Source organism: Pantoea sp. E956-1 (assembly GCF_982223955.1).
This window is the reverse complement of the sequence record NZ_CEUYZP010000002.1, coordinates 313,826-336,240: the sequence shown is the minus strand read 5'-3', so window position 1 is coordinate 336,240 and position 22,415 is coordinate 313,826. Positions and strand designations below refer to the sequence as shown.

The 22,415-nt window shown below is 53.0% G+C and carries 15 protein-coding genes; 5 read left to right on the top strand and 10 right to left on the bottom strand.

The genetic code is table 11. The features are described 5' to 3' along the window. Positions 1-2 precede the first annotated feature (2 nt). The 4 genes from rpsA to serC all read right to left on the bottom strand — a co-directional run bounded on the left by rpsA (position 3) and on the right by serC (position 5,124). Positions 3-1,676 carry a 30S ribosomal protein S1 gene (gene rpsA / locus AC0T7J_RS09040; RefSeq protein ID WP_003849352.1) on the bottom strand — a complete coding sequence of 558 codons (1,674 nt, stop codon included), beginning with the start codon at positions 1,674-1,676 and terminating at the stop codon, positions 3-5. Between the two features lie 108 nt (positions 1,677-1,784). Next, a complete protein-coding gene (cmk, locus tag AC0T7J_RS09035) occupies positions 1,785-2,471 on the bottom strand; it encodes a (d)CMP kinase (RefSeq protein WP_010254946.1) in 687 nt (228 codons plus the stop codon). Positions 2,472-2,670: 199 nt separating this feature from the next. Beyond that, a complete protein-coding gene (gene aroA, locus AC0T7J_RS09030) occupies positions 2,671-3,957 on the bottom strand; it encodes a 3-phosphoshikimate 1-carboxyvinyltransferase (RefSeq protein WP_473793583.1) in 1,287 nt (428 codons plus the stop codon). Positions 3,958-4,038: 81 nt separating this feature from the next. After that, positions 4,039-5,124, bottom strand: coding sequence for a 3-phosphoserine/phosphohydroxythreonine transaminase (gene serC, locus AC0T7J_RS09025; RefSeq protein ID WP_473793581.1), 1,086 nt, complete (start codon positions 5,122-5,124; stop codon positions 4,039-4,041). Between the two features lie 313 nt (positions 5,125-5,437). Between serC and ycaO the strand changes: the two genes are divergently transcribed. From ycaO to pflA, 4 genes are all read left to right on the top strand, one after another. After that, on the top strand, positions 5,438-7,201 hold the full coding sequence (gene ycaO, locus AC0T7J_RS09020; protein WP_473793579.1) for a 30S ribosomal protein S12 methylthiotransferase accessory factor YcaO: 1,764 nt from the start codon (positions 5,438-5,440) through the stop codon (positions 7,199-7,201). A 373-nt stretch (positions 7,202-7,574) separates the two neighbouring features. Further along, a complete protein-coding gene (gene focA / locus AC0T7J_RS09015) occupies positions 7,575-8,435 on the top strand; it encodes a formate transporter FocA (RefSeq protein WP_010254939.1) in 861 nt (286 codons plus the stop codon). Between the two features lie 71 nt (positions 8,436-8,506). Then, positions 8,507-10,789, top strand: coding sequence for a formate C-acetyltransferase (pflB, locus tag AC0T7J_RS09010; RefSeq protein WP_473793577.1), 2,283 nt, complete (start codon positions 8,507-8,509; stop codon positions 10,787-10,789). A 164-nt stretch (positions 10,790-10,953) separates the two neighbouring features. Then, positions 10,954-11,694, top strand: a complete 741-nt coding sequence (gene pflA / locus AC0T7J_RS09005) for a pyruvate formate lyase 1-activating protein (RefSeq protein WP_275219782.1) — start codon at positions 10,954-10,956, stop codon at positions 11,692-11,694. A gap of 52 nt (positions 11,695-11,746) precedes the next feature. Here the strand turns inward: pflA and AC0T7J_RS09000 are convergent, their stop codons facing one another. From AC0T7J_RS09000 to lrp, 6 genes are all read right to left on the bottom strand, one after another. Continuing rightward, positions 11,747-12,898: an MFS transporter gene (locus AC0T7J_RS09000; RefSeq protein WP_473793575.1), complete on the bottom strand. Its 1,152-nt coding sequence runs from the start codon at positions 12,896-12,898 to the stop codon at positions 11,747-11,749. A gap of 318 nt (positions 12,899-13,216) precedes the next feature. Beyond that, on the bottom strand, positions 13,217-14,509 hold the full coding sequence (serS, locus tag AC0T7J_RS08995) for a serine--tRNA ligase (RefSeq protein WP_473793573.1): 1,293 nt from the start codon (positions 14,507-14,509) through the stop codon (positions 13,217-13,219). Positions 14,510-14,601: 92 nt separating this feature from the next. Next, positions 14,602-15,945 (bottom strand): replication-associated recombination protein A, encoded by a 1,344-nt coding sequence (locus tag AC0T7J_RS08990; RefSeq protein WP_473793571.1) that lies wholly within the window; start codon positions 15,943-15,945, stop codon positions 14,602-14,604. Positions 15,946-15,952: 7 nt separating this feature from the next. Then, complete coding sequence (lolA, locus tag AC0T7J_RS08985) at positions 15,953-16,564, bottom strand: outer membrane lipoprotein periplasmic chaperone LolA (protein ID WP_003849334.1); 612 nt, start codon at positions 16,562-16,564, stop codon at positions 15,953-15,955. A gap of 177 nt (positions 16,565-16,741) precedes the next feature. Next, entirely contained in the window at positions 16,742-20,293 is a 3,552-nt protein-coding gene (locus tag AC0T7J_RS08980) for a DNA translocase FtsK 4TM domain-containing protein (protein WP_473793568.1), read from the bottom strand. A gap of 118 nt (positions 20,294-20,411) precedes the next feature. Continuing rightward, positions 20,412-20,906: a leucine-responsive transcriptional regulator Lrp gene (lrp, locus tag AC0T7J_RS08975; RefSeq protein WP_006118610.1), complete on the bottom strand. Its 495-nt coding sequence runs from the start codon at positions 20,904-20,906 to the stop codon at positions 20,412-20,414. Between the two features lie 520 nt (positions 20,907-21,426). Between lrp and trxB the strand changes: the two genes are divergently transcribed. Continuing rightward, complete coding sequence (trxB, locus tag AC0T7J_RS08970; protein WP_003849329.1) at positions 21,427-22,395, top strand: thioredoxin-disulfide reductase; 969 nt, start codon at positions 21,427-21,429, stop codon at positions 22,393-22,395. The last annotated feature ends 20 nt before the right edge of the window (positions 22,396-22,415 follow it).

Sequence of the window (22,415 nt, the reverse complement as noted above, 5' to 3'; positions counted from 1 at the left end):
GATTACTCGCCTTTAGCCGCTTTGAACGCTTCAGCCATAGCGCTAGAGAAATTGCCTTCTTCCTGTTTGGTGTTAACAGTATTGATAGCTTCTTTCTCATCAGCCTGGTCTTTCGCACGGACAGACAGGCTTACGACACGGTTTTTACGATCAACGCCGGTGAACTTAGCTTCAACGTCGTCGCCAACGTTCAGAACCAGAGTTGCATCTTCAATGCGGTCCAGTGAAGCTTCAGAAGCGCGCAGGTAACCCTCAACGCCGTCTGCTAATTCAACTGTAGCACCCTTAGCATCAACTGCAGTCACTTTACCGGTGACGATGGCACCTTTCTTGTTCAAAGTGATGTAGTTGTTGAACGGATCTTCTGCCAGCTGTTTAACGCCCAGAGAGATACGCTCGCGCTCTGCATCAACCTGCAGTACAACGGCAGCGATTTCGTCGCCTTTTTTGTACTCACGAACGGCTTCTTCGCCAGTCGCGTTCCAGGAGATGTCAGACAGGTGAACCAGACCGTCGATGCCGCCATCCAGGCCGATGAAGATACCGAAGTCAGTGATTGACTTGATTTTACCTTCAACACGATCGCCTTTGTTGTGCGTCTCAGCGAACAGCTGCCATGGGTTAGATTTACACTGCTTCAGACCCAGGGAGATACGACGACGCTCTTCATCAATGTCCAGAACCATAACTTCAACCACATCGCCTACGTTAACAACTTTAGACGGATGGATGTTTTTGTTGGTCCAGTCCATTTCAGACACGTGTACCAGACCTTCAACGCCTTCTTCGATTTCCACGAAGCAGCCGTAATCAGTCAGGTTGGTAACACGACCGGTCAGGCGGGTGCCTTCCGGATAGCGTTTAGCGATAGCAACCCATGGATCTTCGCCCAGCTGCTTCAGACCCAGAGAAACACGGGTACGCTCGCGGTCGAACTTCAGCACCTTAACGGTGATTTCGTCGCCCACGTTGACGATTTCGCTTGGATGCTTAACGCGTTTCCATGCCATGTCAGTGATGTGCAGCAGGCCATCAACGCCGCCCAGATCAACGAATGCACCGTAGTCAGTCAGGTTCTTAACGATACCTTTGACTTCCATGCCTTCCTGCAGGTTTTCCAGCAGCTGATCGCGCTCTGCGCTGTTTTCGGATTCGATAACCGCACGACGTGAAACCACGACGTTGTTGCGTTTCTGATCCAGCTTGATCACTTTGAATTCAAGCTCTTTGCCTTCCAGGTGCAGCGTATCGCGCACCGGACGCACATCTACCAGTGAACCTGGCAGGAACGCACGGATACCGTTGAGCTCAACTGTGAAGCCGCCTTTAACTTTGCCGTTGATAACACCGGTAACAGTTTCAGCGTCTTCGTAAGCTTTCTCCAGCGTGATCCATGCTTCATGGCGCTTAGCTTTCTCACGGGACAGCAGGGTTTCACCGAAGCCGTCTTCCACTGCATCCAGAGCAACATCAACTTCGTCGCCTACCTGGATTTCCAGTTCGCCGGCTGCGTTCTTGAACTGCTCTGCAGGAATTGCAGATTCAGATTTCAGACCCGCATCAACCAGAACGACATCTTTGTCGATAGAAACGACGATGCCACGAACGATAGAACCCGGGCGGGTTTCGATTGTTTTTAAGGATTCTTCAAATAGTTGAGCAAAAGATTCAGTCATATTGATAATCTTCAGGATTCTTCAATTTAACGTCCATCTGACTTCATGTCGGATGGGGTTGTTTCACATGCCCGGCACCGGATCCATGGTACAGGGTGGTAGATTCAGTTAAGCCGTAATACCCAGCTTTTCGCGGGCATATTGTAGCGCTTTTTCAATGACCTGGTCGATAGACATCTCAGTAGAGTCCAGAACCAATGCATCGCCAGCGGCTACTAAAGGCGCAATTGCGCGGTTACGATCGCGGTCGTCGCGTTCTTTTATCTCGGCTAAAAGGCGGTCAAAGTTAACATTAAAGCCATTATCCTGCAACTGTAGCATACGGCGCTGAGCACGCTCTTCCGGGCTGGCATCAAGGAAAATTTTCACTGGCGCATCCGGGAAAACCACGGTGCCCATATCACGACCATCAGCAATCAGGCCCGGCATCTCGCGGAAACCGCGCTGGCGGCGCAATAACGCTTCGCGTACCCGGGGAAAAGCGGCGACACGTGAGGCGGTGTTGCTGACCTCCTGAGTACGGATTTCTCCGGTGACATCTTCACCTTCAAGGATGACCTGCATTTCACCATTTTGTGACACAAAGCGCACATCCAGGTGAGCGGCAATCGGCACCAGCGCTTCTTCAGATTCAATCTCCACCTGATGATGCAACGCGGCTAACGCCAGCACGCGATAAATAGCACCGGAGTCCAGCAGATGCCATTGCAGCGATTCCGCCATCGCTTTGCACAGGGTTCCCTTTCCCGCTCCACTTGGCCCATCAATAGTTATGACCGGGGCAGTTACTGTCATTATTCCCTCCTGTTGCTGCGTGCTTCCTGACCTTTCGGTCACCATTAATGACTAGCATTATACGCTGCCTAGCACGGCTTGGTTACCCTTTCGCACTGATCGGGTTCGTAATCTTAGTCAATTCAGAGGATCTCTGGCCTGTTACAGCCAGATAAAATCAGGGGAGTTCCGGTGCGAAACCGCACCGGAAAGGGAGATATCAGGCGCTCTGGCTGATTTTAGCCAGCTGAACGAAATAGTCCGGAAAGGTTTTTGCCGTACAGCCAGGATCGAGAATGGTCACCGGGGTATCAGAAAGTGCAACCAGAGAGAAACACATCGCCATACGGTGGTCATTGTAGGTGCCAATATCCGCATGAATCAGCGTCGCTGGCGGCGTAATACGGATGTAGTCATGACCCTCTTCAACTTCCGCGCCAACTTTACGCAGCTCTGTGGCCATTGCGCTCAGTCGATCGGTCTCTTTTACCCGCCAGTTATAAATATTGCGTAACCGGGTGGTGCCCTCTGCAAATAGCGCCGTCGTAGCGATGGTCATTGCAGCATCCGGAATATGGTTCATGTCCATATCGACTGCCTGCAGTTTACCGGCCGTGCAGGCAATATAATCATCGCCCCACTCAATCGTCGCGCCCATCTTTTCCAGCACGTCAGCAAACCGGATGTCACCCTGCACACTCTGGCGTCCAATCCCGGTGACACGAACCGTTCCGCCTTTTATAGCGGCAGCAGCCAGGAAATAGGAAGCGGAGGAGGCATCGCCTTCAACCAGGAAATCACCCGGCGACTGATACTGTTGCTGTCCCTTGATCAGGAAGCGCTGATAGTTCTGATTCTCAACGTCGACGCCAAAGCACTGCATCAGATTGAGGGTAATATCGATGTAAGGTTTCGACACCAAATCACCTTTGATGGTGATGCAGGTATCCTGCTGTGCCAGCGGCGCGGTCATCAGCAGCGCTGTCAGGAACTGGCTGGAAACGCTGCCATCCACACTGACTTCCCCCCCGATAAAACCACCGCGTAAACGCAGCGGCGGGTAGTTTTCGTTTTCCAGGTACTCAATGGTTGCTCCGCCCTGACGAAGTGCGTCAACCAGATGCCCGATGGGTCGCTCTTTCATGCGGGGTTCACCGGTCAGTTCGATATCGTGCTGGCCCAGACAAAGCGCCGCGGCCAGCGGACGCATTGCGGTTCCGGCATTGCCCAGAAACAGCGACAGCGGTTGAGAGGCGTGCAGTGGCCCGGCATTTCCCGTCACTTCACACTCGGTGCGATCGCGGGAAAGCGTATAGTTTACGCCAAGCGCGGTCAGCGCATTCAGCATGTGCTTAACGTCGTCGCTGTCGAGCAGGTTGGTGAGACGGGTTGTACCTTTAGCCAGAGCAGCCAACAGCAATGCACGATTGGAAACGCTCTTTGAGCCGGGCAGATTTACCGTGCCGTTGACGCGCGCAATCGGTTGGAGAGTCAGGGAGTCCTGCATGTGAAACGAAATCCTCAAAAATACAGAGACCTCGCCGTGTGACGAGGTCTGGCATCAGCATCAGTGCTGATATCTTAATAATCAGCCGTGACGGCGTTCAAAATCGACCATGAAATCGGTCAGGGCCTTCACACCTTCCAGCGGCATCGCATTATAAATAGAGGCGCGCATACCGCCCACTACACGATGGCCTTTAAGCGCGTGTAATCCCGCTTTAAACGACTCCTCCAGGAACAGCGCATCGAGTGATGCATCAGCCAGCTGGAAAGGAATGTTCATGCGTGAGCGGTTTTCTGTCGCCACATCATTACGATAGAAGCCACTGTGGTCGATTACGCCATAAAGCAGGTCAGATTTTGCCTGATTAATACGATCAATTTCAGCCACACCGCCCTTCTCTTTCAGCCATTTAAACACCAGACCTGATAGATACCACGCAAAAGTCGGCGGGGTGTTAAACATCGAATCGTTATCGGCCAGCACTTTGTAATCGAGGATTGAAGGCACGGAGGTATGCGCCTGACCCAGCAGATCTTCGCGAACGACAACCAGCGTTAATCCGGCCGGGCCCACATTTTTCTGCGCACCCGCATAGATTACACCGTAACGACTCACATCGATCGGGCGTGACAGAATGGTAGATGAGAAATCAGCAACAACGGTTTTACTGCCAAAGTCGGGCTGTTCGTCAATCGCGATGCCATCAATGGTTTCATTCGGGCAGAAATGCAGGTAAGCGGATGTCTCACTTACTTCCCATTCGCGCATCGGCAGGATGGCACGTTTACCGTCGCGCGTTGTTTTGACATCCAGCGTACGTGGGGAACAATACTTTTCCGCTTCTTTTATTGCGCTTTGCGCCCAGTAACCGCCATCAACGTAGTCGGCACTGGTTGCTTTACCCAGCAGATTTCCCGGTACGGCAGCGAACTGCGCACGTGCCCCGCCATGACAGAATAAAACTTTGTAATTGGACGGTATTTTCAGCAGATCACGGAAGTCCTGCTCCGCTTCTTCAGCCACCTGAATAAACTCTTTACTGCGGTGGCTGATCTCCATTACAGAGGTACCCAGACCGCGCCAGTTCGTCAGTTCCTGTTCTGCACGACGAAGCACTTCAACCGGTAGCATCGCCGGGCCAGAGCTAAAATTATAAACTTGCGTCATTTCCCCTCACCACTGTCATATCGAACGGTTATGAATAACCATCCGGTTTTATCACTGCATTCTGATAGCTGCAATCATAAATCAGGGCGCGGTCACATTTTCTGAATCCGGCTCGCCGGAGGTTATGTTACCAATGCAAACCTGCGCGGAATTTTGTGAGGCTACGTCCAGCGCCATTAATCCGCGTTTGGCCTGAGAGCGGAAGTGATGAAAAGTAAGCCGGTAAAAATGTTCCGCCCTGATAGCGGTCTGTTACCAAAATCCGTATCATTGCGCGCTTTACGCACCCTATGACAACTGAGAGAGCGGCACTATGACGCAAACATTTATCCCGGGCAAAGATGCCGCACTGGAAGACTCCATTGCGCGTTTCCAGAACAAGCTGCAGGATCTTGGCTTTAACATTGAAGAAGCGTCCTGGCTGAATCCTGTCCCCCATGTCTGGTCAGTGCATATCCGCGACCGCGATTGCCCGCTCTGTTTTACCAACGGCAAGGGCGCCAGTAAAAAAGCGGCGCTGGCCTCCGCGCTGGGCGAGTATTTCGAGCGTCTCTCAACTAACTATTTTTTTGCTGACTTCTGGCTGGGAAAAAAGATCGCTAACGGCGATTTTGTTCACTATCCCAATGAAAAATGGTTTGCGTTACCTGATGATGAGTCCTTACCTGAAGGTATTCTGGATCCGCGCCTGCGCGCATTTTACGATCCCGACAATGCACTGACGGCTTCCGGCCTGATTGATCTGCAATCTGGCAATGCTGAGCGCGGTATCTGCGCCCTGCCGTTTACCCGTCAGTCCGACCAGCAGACTGTCTATATCCCGATGAATATTATCGGCAACCTCTATGTCTCAAACGGCATGTCGGCAGGTAATACCGCGAATGAAGCACGTGTTCAGGGCCTGTCCGAAGTGTTTGAGCGCTACATTAAAAACCGCATTATTGCTGAAGCGATCAGCCTGCCTGCGATTCCTGATGAGGTGATGCAGCGTTACCCTGAAGTGATCGAAGCGATTGCCCGCCTTGAAGCGGAAGGCTTCCCGATTTTCGCTTATGACGCCTCTCTCGGCGGTAAATATCCGGTTATCTGCGTGGTGCTGTTTAACCCAACCAACGGAACCTGTTTTGCCTCATTTGGTGCTCACCCTGATTTCGGTGTGGCGCTGGAGCGTACTGTTACCGAGTTGCTGCAGGGCCGAAGCCTCAAAGATCTGGATGTGTTTACCCCACCGACCTTTGATGACGAAGAAGTGGCTGAGCATGCCAACCTTGAAACACACTTCATCGATTCAAGCGGCCTGATCTCCTGGGATATGTTTAAAGAAACTGCGGATTATCCTTTTGTCGACTGGTCATTCGCGGGCAGCACCGAACAGGAATTCGCCACGCTGATGGCAATCTTCGCCTCGGAAGATCAGGAAGTCTATATTGCAGACTACGAGCATCTGGGTGTCTATGCCTGCCGCATCATCGTGCCAGGCATGTCTGATATCTACCCGGCAGAAGATCTGTTCCTGGCGAACAACAGCATGGGAGCGGGCATGCGTGAAACCCTGCTGGCCCTGCCTGACAGCAACTGGAATCCGGAAGAGTATCTGGATCTGATTGGACAGCTTGATGATGAAGGCTTTGACGACTTCACTCGCGTTCGTGAGCTGCTGGGTCTGGCGACCGGTAAAGACAATGGCTGGTACACGCTGCGTGTTGGCGAATTAAAAGCGATGCTGGCGCTGGCGGGGGGCGATCTGGATCAGGCATTGATCTGGACAGAATGGACAATGGAATTTAACAGCTCAATCTTTACGCCAGAGCGCGCTAACTACTATCGTTGCCTGCAGACTCTGCTGTTATTAGCGATGGAAGATGAGCGCGATCCGCTGCAGTACCATCACGCTTTCATGCGTATGTATGGAGAGCGCGCAATGGAAGCAGCCTCAGCCGCCATCAGTGGTGAGAATCCGTTTAACGGCCTTCAGGCTGTTGATGATGAGCTGCAAGCCTTCCCGGCCCATCAGTCTCTGCTTGCTGCCTACGAAAAACTGCAGACCGCTAAGCGTCACTACTGGAAAAACGCGTAAGCCATAACGCGTCAGACTGGAAGCAGACGGCTAAACATGGCACTGGAATTATCTGGTGCCATAATTCTCTACTTATTCTATGAAACATTAGCCGCATTAAAATTCCTTCCCATTACATCACATCAATTTAGTTAACATATAATCCATTAATTAATAACAAAGTCCGTACTAAAAGCGTGACTCATTAATTCACATTAAAATATTTTTGTATTTTTAAAATATATTTAATCTTTTTATTTCAGTTACTTAACTCATTATTTTTTTATTGGCCCGCTATCCACTGGTTAGCGCTTCGGCAAACATGATCCATATCAATTACTGACCTATACTCCTTTGTTAGTATTTTTTCAGACAACTTCAGGAGTAAGTTAGTGTGAAAACTGACAACCCTTTTAATCTTTTATTACCCGCCGCAATGGCGAAAGTGGCCGAAGACGCGGGTATCTATAAAGCAACCAAACATCCCTTTACCACCTTCTTTCTGGCAATAAACGCTGGCGTATTTATCTCAATCGCATTCGTTTTTTATATTACAGCGACCACCGGTAGCGGCGCGATGCCCTATGGCATAGCCAAACTGATTGGCGGTATCTGCTTTTCACTCGGCTTAATGCTGGTCGTGGTATGCGGTGCCGACCTTTTTACCTCTACTGTATTAATCGTTGTCGCCAAAGCCAGTGGCCGCATCAGCTGGGGACAGCTGGCCCGCAACTGGATTAACGTCTACGCCGGTAACCTTGCAGGTGCACTCTTCTTTGTCGCCCTGATGTGGTTTGCCGGACAGCACATGGTCGCGAATGGCGCCTGGGGATTAAATGTCCTGCAAACCGCCGACCACAAGATGCATCACACCTTCATAGAAGCGGTTTGTCTGGGTACATTGGCCAATCTGCTGGTCTGTCTCGCCGTCTGGATGAGTTACTCAGGCCGCACCCTGACCGATAAGCTGGTGGTGATGATTCTGCCTGTTGCGATGTTTGTCGCCAGCGGTTTCGAACACAGTATCGCCAACATGTTTCTTATCCCCTATGCCATTGCTATTCGTGACTTCGCGACACCTGAATTCTGGCAGGCAGCAGGCACCACGGCGGCACAGTTTCACTCGCTGACTCTCAGTAACTTTATTATCGACAACCTGATTCCCGTGACGATCGGAAACATTATCGGCGGCGGCGTTCTGGTTGGGTTGACCTACTGGGTTATCTATCTCCGTAAAGGTGACCAGGTTCATTAAACGCATTTTTGACGGCACAGGAAGTTGGCTGTGCCCGACCGTAAAGTCTCCTCATATAAGGCAGGTATATTATGACCGAACTTAATGCAAAACTGGCTTCAGCATGGGAAGGATTTGCTGAAGGCGAATGGCAGAATAGCGTCAATGTGCGCGACTTCATTCAGAAAAACTACACCCCATATGAAGGTGACGAGTCATTCCTGGCGGGTGCCACCGAAGCGACCACCAAACTGTGGGAAAGCGTGCTGGAAGGCATCAAAATTGAGAACCGTACCCACGCGCCAGTCGACTTCGATACCGATCTCGCCTCAACCATTACCTCGCACGACGCGGGTTACATCATCAAGCCACTGGAAAAAATTGTTGGTCTGCAGACTGAAGCGCCATTAAAACGCGCCATCATTCCTTATGGCGGCATCAAAATGGTCGAAGGGTCATGCAAAGTGTATGGCCGTGAACTCGACCCTTCACTGAAAAAAATCTTCACCGAATACCGCAAAACGCACAACCAGGGCGTGTTCGATGTTTATACCCCGGACATTTTGCGCTGCCGTAAATCAGGTATCCTGACCGGCCTTCCAGATGCTTATGGCCGTGGCCGTATTATCGGTGACTATCGTCGTGTGGCGCTGTACGGCATCGATTTCCTGATGGCGGATAAATTCGCTCAGTTCGCCTCACTACAGGCAGATTTAGAGAATGGCGTTAATCTGGAAGCGACCATTCGTCTGCGTGAAGAGATTTCTGATCAGCATCGTGCGCTGGCCCAGATCAAAGAGATGGCAGCAAAATATGGGCATGACATCTCCGGTCCGGCTACCAATGCGGTTGAAGCTGTACAGTGGACTTATTATGGCTACCTGGCTGCCGTTAAATCACAAAACGGTGCTGCCATGTCATTTGGCCGTGTCTCAACCTTCCTTGATGTTTACATCGAACGTGACCTTAAAGCCGGTAAACTGACTGAAGAGCAGGCTCAGGAACTGATTGACCATCTGGTGATGAAACTGCGTATGGTTCGCTTTCTGCGTACACCTGAATATGATGAGCTGTTCTCAGGTGACCCAATCTGGGCAACCGAATCCCTGGCAGGTATGGGCGTTGATGGCCGTACCCTGGTCTCAAAAAGTACGTTCCGCTTCCTGAATACCCTCTACACCATGGGGCCTTCACCTGAGCCGAACATGACCATCCTGTGGTCAGAAAAACTGCCGATTAATTTCAAAAAATATGCCGCTAAAGTCTCTATCGATACCTCATCTTTGCAGTATGAGAACGATGACCTGATGCGTGCTGATTTCGACAATGATGACTACGCAATCGCCTGTTGCGTGAGCCCGATGATTGTCGGCAAACAGATGCAGTTCTTTGGCGCACGTGCCAACCTGGCGAAAACGCTGCTTTACGCAATCAACGGCGGCGTGGATGAAAAGCTGAAAATGCAGGTTGGACCGAAAGGCGACAAAATCAGCGACGACGTGCTGGATTTCGACACCGTCATGGAGCGTATGGATCACTTCATGGACTGGCTGGCAAAACAGTATGTGACTTCGCTGAACATCATTCACTACATGCATGACAAGTATAGCTACGAAGCGGCACTGATGGCCTTACATGATCGGGATGTCTATCGCACCATGGCCTGTGGTATCGCGGGTCTCTCCGTCGCTGCAGATTCACTTTCTGCCATTAAATATGCCAAAGTGAAACCGATCCGTGACGAAGATGGTCTGGCCATCGACTTCGATATCGAAGGCGAATATCCGCAGTTCGGTAACAACGACTCACGGGTAGATGACCTGGCCTGCGATCTGGTTGAACGCTTCATGAAGAAAATTCAGCAGCTGAACACCTATCGTAATGCCGTGCCGACTCAGTCTGTTCTGACCATTACCTCGAACGTGGTTTATGGTAAGAAAACCGGTAACACACCCGATGGACGTCGCGCTGGCGCACCGTTTGGACCAGGTGCTAACCCGATGCATGGTCGTGACCAGAAAGGTGCGGTTGCCTCACTGACTTCCGTCGCGAAACTGCCGTTTGCCTATGCGAAAGATGGTATCTCCTACACCTTCTCAATCGTACCCAACGCACTGGGTAAAGATGATAACGTGCGGAAAACCAACCTTGCCGGTCTGATGGATGGTTACTTCCATCACGAAGCGAGCATCGAAGGCGGTCAGCACCTCAACGTCAACGTAATGAACCGTGAAATGCTGCTGGACGCGATGGAGCATCCAGAGAAATACCCGCAGCTGACCATTCGCGTTTCCGGTTACGCTGTACGCTTTAACTCACTGACTAAAGAGCAGCAGCAGGATGTGATTACCCGAACCTTCACTCAGTCGCTGTAATTACTGCTCAACCCGATAAAAAAGGCTCCTCGCGGAGCCTTTTAATTAAAAGTCTGTTCTGGTGGTCATCTCCATCAAGGTTCCCACCAGAATCGATTTCCTGCCCTGAGCGCAACAGAGATTGCGCCGTCTGTCCCGGCAGACTCACTGGAGAAAACATCGCAATGTCAGTTAACGGTCGTATCCACTCATTTGAATCCTGCGGCACCGTCGATGGTCCCGGTATCCGTTTTATCACCTTCTTCCAGGGCTGCCTGATGCGCTGCCTCTACTGTCACAATCGCGACACCTGGGATACCCACGGTGGCAAAGAGATCAGCGTCGAAGCGCTGATGGCGGATGTGCTCTCCTATCGCCATTTTATGAATGCCTCTGGCGGCGGCGTCACGGCCTCAGGCGGTGAAGCCATTCTCCAGGCTGAATTTGTGCGCGACTGGTTCCGGGCCTGCAAGGCCGAAGGTATTCATACCTGTCTCGACACCAACGGCTTCGTACGCCGCTATGATCCGGTGATCGATGAACTGCTCGACGTTACCGACTTAGTGATGCTCGACCTGAAACAGATGAATGATGACGTGCATCAGATTCTGGTGGGTGTCTCGAATCACCGTACGCTGGACTTTGCCCGTTACCTGCAGAAAAAAGGCAAACGCACATGGATCCGTTTTGTCGTGGTGCCCGGCTATTCCGACGATGATGACACCGCGCATCGGCTGGGGGAATTCACGCGTGACATGGAAAACGTTGAGAAAATTGAATTGCTGCCCTATCACGAGCTGGGTAAGCATAAATGGATTGCGATGGGTGAAGAGTACAAGCTGGACGGGGTGAAACCACCGGGCAAAGAGACAATGGAGCGCGTGAAAAACATTCTCGCCAGCTATGGCCACGAAGTGATGTACTAAAGAATCTGCCACAAAAAAGGGAGCTTAACGCTCCCTTTTTGCTGTTCAGCGATCAGGCATGTGCCACTGGCGTAGCCTGATGATTCGCTTTGCGCAGCAGCATCACCAGATAAATCAGCGCCACAGCAGCGATCATCACGAACAGTAGCTGGTCAGAATAATTCTGCATCAGAACAGAGGTCATTGCCGGTCCAGCCAGACTGCCCACGGTATAACTCATCAGCAGCGCCTGATTCATCGCAACCAGTTCATGATGTGCAACCGTCTCGCACGCCCAGGACATCGCCACCGGATAGAGTGTGAAGCCCGCCAGTCCCAGAACAAAAAGCGCTGGGGCCATCGCGGCATTGGTTAACATGGCCATCGCACCCAGGATAACCACAAAGACCTGGACTCGCAGTACCAGCATGCGACCAAAACGATCGGCCAGACGGCCAATTGGCCACTGGCCAACAATGCCTGCGCTGACCAGCAACGCCATCCAGTAACCCACATTGGCATCACTCATTCCCTGATGTGACAGGTAAAGCGGCATCAGGCCATAAAGCGAGCCCAGAAGGATGCCAGAGATAATACAGCCATTGATGCCCAGACGTGAGCTACGGCGACGCAGCATCGGCCAGATGCGGGCCGGCGCGGCTTCTGTCGCTTCACCGGTGGCGGAGACGCGAGTAAAGACCAGCGGCAGCACGGCGCAGAAGACCAGCGATGTCACCCACGGAATCACGCTGAGTAATTCCGTAGACAGTTTGCTGACCAGCAACTGGCCTGTCACAGTGCCGATGTAATAGACAACCATGTAGGCCGCCAGCAGCTGTCCCCGATTACGAACCGTTCCGCTGCACAGCAGTGCGCTCTCAACCACCACCCACATCAGCGCACAGCCGACACCTGCGATGAAACGCATTGAGCTCCATGCCCAGAAACCCGACATCATTGCCAGGCACAGGGTCGCGACGGCAAACATCACGGTAGCCAGGTAGTAGCTGCGATTAAACCCGTACTGCCTGATTAACCAGCCAGCCAGCAGCGTTCCTGCGAGGTTACCGGTGTAATAGGAGGAGCTTACGATGCCCACCTGCCAGGTTGTCAGTAAATCATGCGTCAGCCACAGTGGAACGAGCGTATTCAGCACGGCAATTGCGACCGTCATTAACATCAGGCCGCAAAGCAGCAATATCACGGGGCGTGACCAGGTTGACATAGGGGATAGAAACCAGAGCAAATGAAGGAAATTGCGCGCAGTTTGCCACTGGCTTTTTTAAAGTCAATGGGCGGATTTTGACGGCAGCACATTTTGCTGCGCGACAATTTAATTTACTAATCTTCAGTGGGTTACAATTGTAAAAAGCGTCAGGTCACTAAATGCTATCTCTATGAAAAACTAGGTTTTTAGCCATTCCGACCTGGCTGATATCGATAACGTTTATTTGTGATCAAATTGAGGCCTGACAGAACAGTTTTTCCGGAGCAATAACATAAAAAAACCCGGCCATGGCCGGGTTCAGAGAGTCACTGTTGCTTAGCCGATAATTTCGACGCCATTCATATAGGGGCGTAAAATCTCAGGCACAGAGATGCGGCCATCTTCCTGCTGATAATTTTCCAGCACCGCGACCAGGGTACGGCCTACGGCCAGCCCTGAGCCATTCAGGGTATGAACCAGACGCGGTTTCTTATCCTGTTTGTTGCGGCAACGCGCCTGCATACGACGCGCCTGGAAATCACCCATGTTGGAACAGGATGAAATTTCACGATAGGTATTCTGCGCCGGTAACCAGACTTCCAGATCGTAAGTTTTAGTCGATCCAAAGCCCATATCGCCGGTGCAGAGTAAAACCTTACGATAGGGCAGGTTCAGCAGCTGCAGCACTTTCTCAGCGTGCCCGGTCAGCTCTTCCAGTGCATCCATTGACTGCTCCGGAGTAACGATCTGCACCATCTCAACTTTGTCGAACTGGTGCATACGGATCAGGCCACGCGTGTCACGACCGTAAGAACCCGCTTCAGAACGGAAGCACGGCGTATGCGCGGTCAGTTTAACCGGCAGGCTATCCTCTTCGAGGATCTCATCGCGCACCAGGTTAGTCAGCGGCACTTCCGCAGTAGGAATCAACGCATAGTTGCTGCTGTCTGACTCCTCTTCCAGCGGACGGGTGTGGAACAGGTCTTCGCCAAACTTAGGCAGCTGTCCGGTACCGTAAAGCGTTTCGTGGTTAACCAGATATGGCACATAGGTTTCAAGGTAACCATGCTGCTCGGTGTGCAGGTCAATCATAAACTGACTCAGTGCACGGTGCAGGCGGGCAATTTGCCCCTGCATGACCACAAAGCGTGAACCGGTCAGTTTCACGGCGGACGCAAAATCCAGGCCTTTAGCCGCTTCACCCAGCTCAACGTGATCTTTAACCTGGAAGCTGAACTCGCGCGGTGTACCCCAGCGGCTCACTTCCTGGTTTTCGCTGTCATCTTTGCCCAGCGGCACTTCATCGGCCGGAATGTTCGGCAGTGCCAGCGAGAAGTCACGGATTTGATTCTGCAGTTCATCCAGTTCTGCTTTTGCGGCATCCAGGCGTTCGCCCAGCGCGTTCACTTCCTGACGCAGCGGCTCGATGTCTTCCCCACGTGCTTTGGCCTGACCGATGGATTTGGATCGGGAGTTACGCTCTGCCTGCAGATTTTCTGTTTCCACCTGCAGCACTTTGCGACGCTCTTCAAGCGAACGCAGCGTTTCCACATCCAGTTTGTATCCCCGGCGTGCCAGTTTTTCTGCGACTGCGTCTGGCTCGTTACGCAGCAGATTGGGATCGAGCATGCTTATCCTGTGTATAAAAAGTTGGTTGAAAGAAGGGACGCATTCCAGTGGAATGCGTTGAAAACATTGCCCACATTACCGTAACGTCTGTTTCAGCGGTAGCGTTTTGTCGGGCTATTTTGATCCTGCTCAGCCAGCCAGCTTAGCTTTTCACCAATCTTACCCTCAAGCCCGCGCTGGGTTGGGGTGTAATAGCGCGCGCTGGCCAGTTCCTGCGGAAAATAGACTTCACCAGCAGCATAGGCGTTGGTTTCGTCATGGGCATAACGGTACGCTTTACCCAGGCCCATCTCTTTCATCAGCTTAGTCGGGGCATTGCGCAGATGTTCCGGCACATCGTAATCGGGATGGTCGCGCGCATCACGCATAGCGGCTTTAAACGCGTTGTAAACCGCATTACTTTTAGGCGCGCAAGCCAGATAAACAATGGCCTGGGCAATCGCGCGCTCCCCTTCTGCCGGCCCGACGCGCGTGAAGCAATCCCAGGCCGCAATCGCTACCTGCATACCGCGCGGATCGGCATTGCCGACATCTTCGGAGGCGATTGCCAGCAACCGACGAGCCACATAGAGCGGATCGCCGCCCGCCGTGATAATGCGTGCATACCAGTAGAGCGCCGCATCCGGTGCGGAGCCGCGTACCGATTTGTGCAGGGCGGAAATCAGATCGTAAAAACGATCGCCTTTATTATCAAACCGCGCGGATCGCTCACCAGAGACTTCGTTAAGCAGCTGCGACGTCAGTTCTCGCTGACCTGATGCGGTGATTTCGGCCATATCAGCCATCATCTCCAGCGTATTCAGCGCCCGACGTGCATCACCATTAACCAGTTCAGCGATCATCCTGCGTGTGTTGTCCGGCAGCACGATGTCACTGTCGCCATAACCTCGCGCTTTATCCTGCATCGCCTGGTCCAGCACCTGCTCAATATCTTCCAGAGTCAGTGATTTCAGCAGGTAAACGCGGGCGCGTGACAGCAATGCGGAGTTAAGTTCAAAAGAGGGGTTTTCAGTGGTCGCACCAATAAAGGTAATGGTGCCATCTTCGATATGGGGCAGAAAGGCATCCTGCTGGCTCTTGTTGAACCGATGAACCTCATCCACAAACAGGATAGTGCGCCGCCCGGCATGTTTATTCTGACGGGCCCGCTCAATCGCCTCACGGATCTCTTTTACGCCAGAGGTGACGGCCGAAATACGCTCCACATCGGCGTTACCGTAATGGGCAATGATCTCAGCCAGCGTGGTCTTGCCGGTCCCGGGAGGTCCCCACAGGATCATTGAATGCAGGTGCCCTGCTTCAATCGCGCGCGGCAGAGGTTTGCCTGCGCCCAGCAGATGTTGCTGGCCAATGTACTGTTTCAATGTTTCTGGCCGCATACGCGCGGCCAGAGGTTTGAAATTTTCGGTGGAAAAATCCAGGGACAGGTTACTCACCGTGACCTCACTGACGTTGGTCGTCCACCGTCACGCCTTTTGGCGGTGTGAACGTGAATTTATCCGGACTGATAGCGCCATTCTGCTGGCTTTTCAGCTGGTAATCGCTGCGCTGGCCATCCTGTTCAATAGCGCTGAAGCGGTTAATGGTCCCGCTGGACGTTACCTGGATGGTGAACTGTTTCAGGTTGCCGTCACTGTTCTTCGGTGTCAGTTCAAAATTGTCACCCTGCTGTTTGATATTGTACTGCTTCCAGTCATTTGACTGGTTGCGGGCAATCAGCATAAAGGGCGTGTTACTGGTCGCATTCTGCAACAGGCTGACTGTTGCCTGCTCAACAAACGGGTTGTAGAACCACAGCGATTTACCGTCGGAGATGATAATGCTTTCGTCCGGCGCGGTCATATGCCAGTTAAACAGGCTGGGACGTTTTACCCACAATTCACCTTCACCGTCCTGCACATTCGCGCCGCTGCTGTCGGTCACTTTTTGGGTGAAGCTGGCGTGGAAGCTGCTGACCTTGTTCAGGCGCTGTTGCAGATCACTGGAAGCATCAGCCAGAACGCTGGCTGAAGAAAAGGTGGCCAACAGGCCCAGAGCGATTACGCGTAATTTCATCTGCTTCAATTCCTTATTTAAACGTTCCCATCGATAACTGCATTAAGCCTGGTCGCCGTTCCGCCATCAGAACAGGAGAAAAAACCGAAAGCTGATTCAGATATGGGGGTTAACCGCATAAAAACAATGAGCCAGTCGGAACTGGCTCAGTGAGTCGTGTTTCAAAACATGTAGCTGCTACATATCATGTGGCGGTGGCGACAGCACTTCACGGTTACCATTGTGACCAGGTGAAGAGACAATACCCTGCGCTTCCATCTGTTCAATGATACGTGCCGCGCGGTTATAACCGATGCGGAACTGCCGCTGAACGCCTGAAATCGACGCACGGCGCTTATCAACGACAAAGCCGACCGCCTGATCGAACAGTGGATCGAGCTCTTCATCACTGTCGATACCACCGGCACTTTCACTCTCTTCACCCGCCGTAATGCTGTCGATATATTGCGGGCGCCCACGCGCTTTCCAGTCCTGAACCACTGCATGCACTTCCTGGTCACGAACAAACGCTCCGTGAACACGAATCGGCAGCGAGGAGTTCGGCGGCATGTAGAGCATGTCACCCATACCCAGCAATGACTCCGCGCCGCCCTGATCGAGAATGGTACGTGAGTCAATTTTGCTGGAAACGGTAAAGGCGATACGCGTCGGAATATTCGCTTTGATCAGGCCGGTAATAACATCCACAGACGGACGCTGTGTCGCCAGTACCAGATGGATGCCGGCAGCACGGGCTTTCTGTGCCAGGCGCGCAATCAGCTCTTCCACCTTTTTACCGACGGCCATGATCAGGTCAGCAAACTCATCGACCATTACCACGATGTAAGGCAGCTTCTCCAGAACCGGCGGCGTCATATCCATGCTGTCGCCCGGCTTCCAGAACGGATCGGGAATCGGACGACCCATCGCTTCGGCCTGTTCCACTTTTTCGTTGTAGCCCGCCAGATTACGCACGCCCAGCGCCGACATCAGCTTGTAGCGACGCTCCATTTCACCGACGCTCCAGCGCAGCGCATTGGCTGCATCCTTCATGTCTGTGACAACTTCGGTCAGCAGGTGCGGAATACCTTCATAGACCGACAGCTCCAGCATTTTCGGGTCGATCATGATGAAGCGAACTTCTTCTGGCGTCGCCTTATACAGCATGCTGATAATCATGGCGTTCACGCCCACAGATTTACCGGAACCGGTGGTACCGGCGACCAGTAAGTGAGGCATTTTCGCCAGATCGGCCACTACTGGCTGACCGGCAATGTCTTTACCCAGCACGACGGCCAGCGGTGAAGGATTGTCGCGGAATTTAGGGCAATCCAGCACTTCACGCAGATAGACGGTCTGACGATGTTTGTTTGGCAGTTCCAGACCCACGTAGGGTTTGCCTGGAATCACTTCCACCACACGAACCGCTACCGTCGACAGTGAACGCGCCAGATCGCGCGACAGGTTAGAGATACGCGCCGCTTTCACGCCCGGCGCCAGGTCGAGTTCGAAACGGGTGATAACCGGGCCTGGCGAGATGCCGACTACCTCCGCTTTGACGCGATAATCGCCTAAGCGCGACTCCACCAGACGGGCAGTCTGCTCCAGCGAGAACATATCAACCGGCTCTTCCTCTTCAGGTGGTGCGGTCAGCAGATCCAGCGAAGGCAGTGGCGTGGAAGGTTTCTCCAGCGGCTGCTCGTGACGCATCAGGAATGGATGAATCAGGCTGTCATGCAGTGAGGGTTTCGCCTCTTCCACCGGCTGAACCGGCGCTGCCGCTGGTGTGCCATAGGCAGGCGCAGCGTAAGCCGGAGCCTGAGGAGCCGCGGGGGCACCATAAGCGGGCGCAGGGGTTGCCGCAGGCGCAGCATAGTCCGGTTCAGACGATGCTGCCGGCGCGCTATAGGCAGGCTCTGCCGGGGCAAAGCTGGCTGGTGCAGGAACCTGAGCCGGAGCCTGAGGTCTTGAAACCTCACTCACCTGCTGCCAGGGTTCGTGCGAAACCGCCGGGGCTTCAGGTTCTGGCGTCGCCGCAATGGTAAACAGCGGTTCAGAAGGACCGTCATCCACCAGATCTTTCATCGGTGAAAAATCAAACGCTGAAGCGGTATCAATATTGAATACCGGCTCTTTTTTCACTTCTGGCTCATAGCGCTGCTGTTGCTGCTCGGCGAACTGACGCGCCAGTGCATCCTGCTGCTGTGCACCCTGTTCATCTTCCTCGTCCTGCTGCCAGCTGGTGCCGTAGCGCTGCTGCTGTTCAGACTGGAAGGCCTGACGCAGTTCAGCCTGCTGCAGCGCCTCTTCAGCATCCGGAGCAGCGGAAACGGAGCCAGCACTGACCGGTTCGGTCTCTTCCGTTTTCGCTTTCTCTTCTGCCATGCGCTGAGAAGGCAGCTTAATGCCATAAGAGGCCAGCTCACGACGGGTTGGCAGTTTTACCGGGTTAGGACGCGGCAGTGCCGGGCCAATACCCTGTTTAACCTGCGGATTGAGATTGGTTTCAGGAGCTAAATCAAAAACAGGCGCAGTACGCGTTGTTGCCTGGGCTGCCGCTGCTGCAGATGCCGCTGCTGCAGATGCCGCAGGGATGACCGACGTATCCCGCCAGTTACCCATTTTAGGTTCATCATCGTCGTAAGCATTGAACGACGGCGTAACCGGAGCGTCGTCTGGCATTTCAAAGTGATAAAGCGGTGGTGAGTCTGCGGGTGCAGAAGCACTCTGCGCCGGCGTCGGGGAATTCGCCACACTCTGCGGAGCTGGCGCGCTCTGTGCGTACGCAGGCGCAGGTTGTGCAGACGGCGATGCAGGGATGGATGTCGCTGATGCGGCAGGCGCCGAAGCTGTAACCGCAGCAGCAGCAGGTGCAGCAACAGATGCAGGCGTTACTGTGGCTGCCGGGGCGAAGGTCACCTCGGCGGCTTCAGCGGTAGCCGCGACTGCCGCACTGGTGGCTGCTGCAGCTTTAGCCAGCAGCGGATCCTGCTGTGACGCCGCAGGCTCAGCAGCTGCACGTGGGGCAGAAAGCAGCACATCATCATCCTGATCGGCGGCATGAAGCTCAGGCACATCCGCGTATTCACGCGCATCCCGCTCGTCATCCTCTTCCTGCCAGGGTTCATCATGACGTGAGCGATTGCTGGCAAACGTCAGCACGCCCATGACTACGCCACCAATTCTTTCTGCAATGGTGAGCCATGACCAGCCGGTGTAAAGGGTAATACCCGCCGCCCAGACGCAAAGCAGCATCAGCGTGCCGCCCGCCGGACTGAACCAGGGTGCAATAGCATTACTGACCAGGCTGCCAATCACACCGCCCGAGGCAAAGTACCAGATATCATCGGCGTTCAGCGCCGCCATACCACAAGTCGTCACCACCAGCGCAAGGACGCCAATTAAGCGCAGCCCGACGGCAAAGTAGTCAAAATAGTCCTGGCTGTCGCGCTGACGGAAAGCAATCCAGCACAGACCCAGGATGACGGGCGGAATGGCATACGCCATCACACCAAAGATGAAGAGTAAGGTGTCAGCCAGCCAGGCACCGACGCTGCCGCCGATGTTGTGGATAGGTTCATGCCAGGCCGTTTGCGACCAGCTCGGGTCGGAAGGGTTAAAACTGACCAGAGAAACCATCAGGTAGATGGCAAACAGCGCCACCAGAATGAGCATTGCTTCCAGCAGACGACGTCCACTGCTCATCGATTGTAACGAAACGTCTTTATCTTCTGTGTATTCCTGGCTCAAGAGGACTCTCCAGGTGCCTGTAAAGTAAGAAGCAACAGCGTCGGGCGAGCCCGACGCTGATCCTGTATGAATGCACAGGAGTGTACCGAAATCTCACAGGTTTTGCACCTGCCCCGCATCAGCGAGTTTTGATCACCAGTCGATTGCTCTGTTTAACCTCTTCCATCACCACATACGTACGCGTGTCGTTTACGCCCGGCAGCCGCAACAGGGTTTCACCCAGCAGCTTACGGTAGGCAGACATGTCAGGTACGCGCGTTTTCAGCAGGTAGTCGAAATCGCCGGAAACGAGATGACACTCTTGAGTTTCTTCAAGTTTTTGCACAGCGGCGTTAAATTGCTCAAACACATCCGGTGCACCACGATTCAGAGTAATCTCAACGAATACCAGCAGAGATGCATCCAGATAGTGCGGGTTCAACTGCGCGGTATAGCCAAGAATAAATCCCTGACGTTCGAGACGACGCACACGCTCAAGACAGGGCGTAGGCGATAAGCCTACGCGTTTGGAAAGCTCTACGTTTGAAATGCGACCATCTTTCTGAAGTTCATTCAGAATATTCCTGTCAATTCTGTCGAGATCTTTCCCGGGGCGCTTCTTATTGTCTACCATTATTATTGTCTCTCTTAATTCCTTCCCTTTACCTGCCACGCCCTGAAAATGCTCATTGTTCGGGGCATTTCTGAAGTGAGCTAACAGAGCCTGTGTTCTGACACCTATCGATATGACGCATGTTGTCTGTCCACATCATGCGTCATTATCCATATCAGGCTGCTTTTATTCGGCGTTACCTGCAAAACGGGCGATGAAAACCTGCTTTGTTCCGATAAATGTTATTCGCTTCTGATAATGTTTTCGCAAAAGCGCAGGCGATTGTCAAAGTAAAATCACCAAATTCAGGACAAGATGCCAGACAGTTAGCTGTGTATCTGTTTTTAAATGACTATTTTTCCACTATTGCACCCCTCTGACCCGAGTTTTGCCCCCTTTTGGCGCATTGGCCAGGCAAAACCGTCGCTCATCGTCTACGCCGTTTGCAGCTATCGTTAACAAAATTGCCGAAGCCTTGTCATTGTCGCCGGATATTCCCTACAATCGCAGGCTATGTCAGCCGAATGAAACTGAGGAACGCATGAGTACGGCCAAACACAGTAAGTTACTCATTCTGGGCTCTGGCCCAGCGGGTTATACCGCAGCCGTTTATGCTGCACGCGCCAACCTGAACCCGGTACTGATCACGGGTCTGGAAAAAGGCGGACAGCTGACCACCACCACCGAGGTGGAGAACTGGCCGGGCGACCCGCACGATCTGACAGGTCCATCGCTGATGGAGCGGATGCATGAGCATGCCGAAAAATTTAACACTGAGATCATTTTCGATCACATTCACACCGTCGATTTGCAGAACCGTCCGTTCCGCCTCACAGGCGACAGCGGCGAATACACGGCAGATGCCCTGATCATCGCCACCGGTGCGTCAGCGCGTTACCTGGGTCTGCCCTCTGAAGAGGCTTTCAAAGGCAAAGGCGTCTCTGCCTGTGCAACCTGTGACGGCTTTTTCTATCGCAACCAGAAAGTCGCGGTGATTGGCGGTGGCAACACGGCTGTGGAAGAGGCGCTCTACCTGGCGAATATTGCGGCTGAAGTGCACCTGATTCACCGTCGTGACAGCTTCCGCGCAGAGAAGATCCTGATCGACCGCCTGATGGAAAAAGTGCGCAATGGCAATATCGTGCTGCACACTCATCGCACACTGGAAGAAGTCGTTGGTGATCAGATGGGCGTTACCGGTCTGACGCTGCGTTCTACCCAGAACAGTGATGAGACAGAAGCGCTGGAGGTGGCGGGTCTCTTTGTTGCTATCGGACACAGCCCGAATACGGCCATTTTTGAGGGTCAGCTGGCGCTGGAGAACGGTTACATCAAAGTTCAGTCAGGTCTGCACGGCAACGCCACCCAGACCAGCATCCCTGGCGTCTTTGCGGCAGGCGATGTGATGGACCATATCTATCGTCAGGCGATCACCTCTGCGGGCACCGGCTGTATGGCCGCGTTAGATGCTGAGCGTTTTCTTGACGGACTGGTTAAAAACGATCAGTAAGTTGTTAACCCTCTGATCTC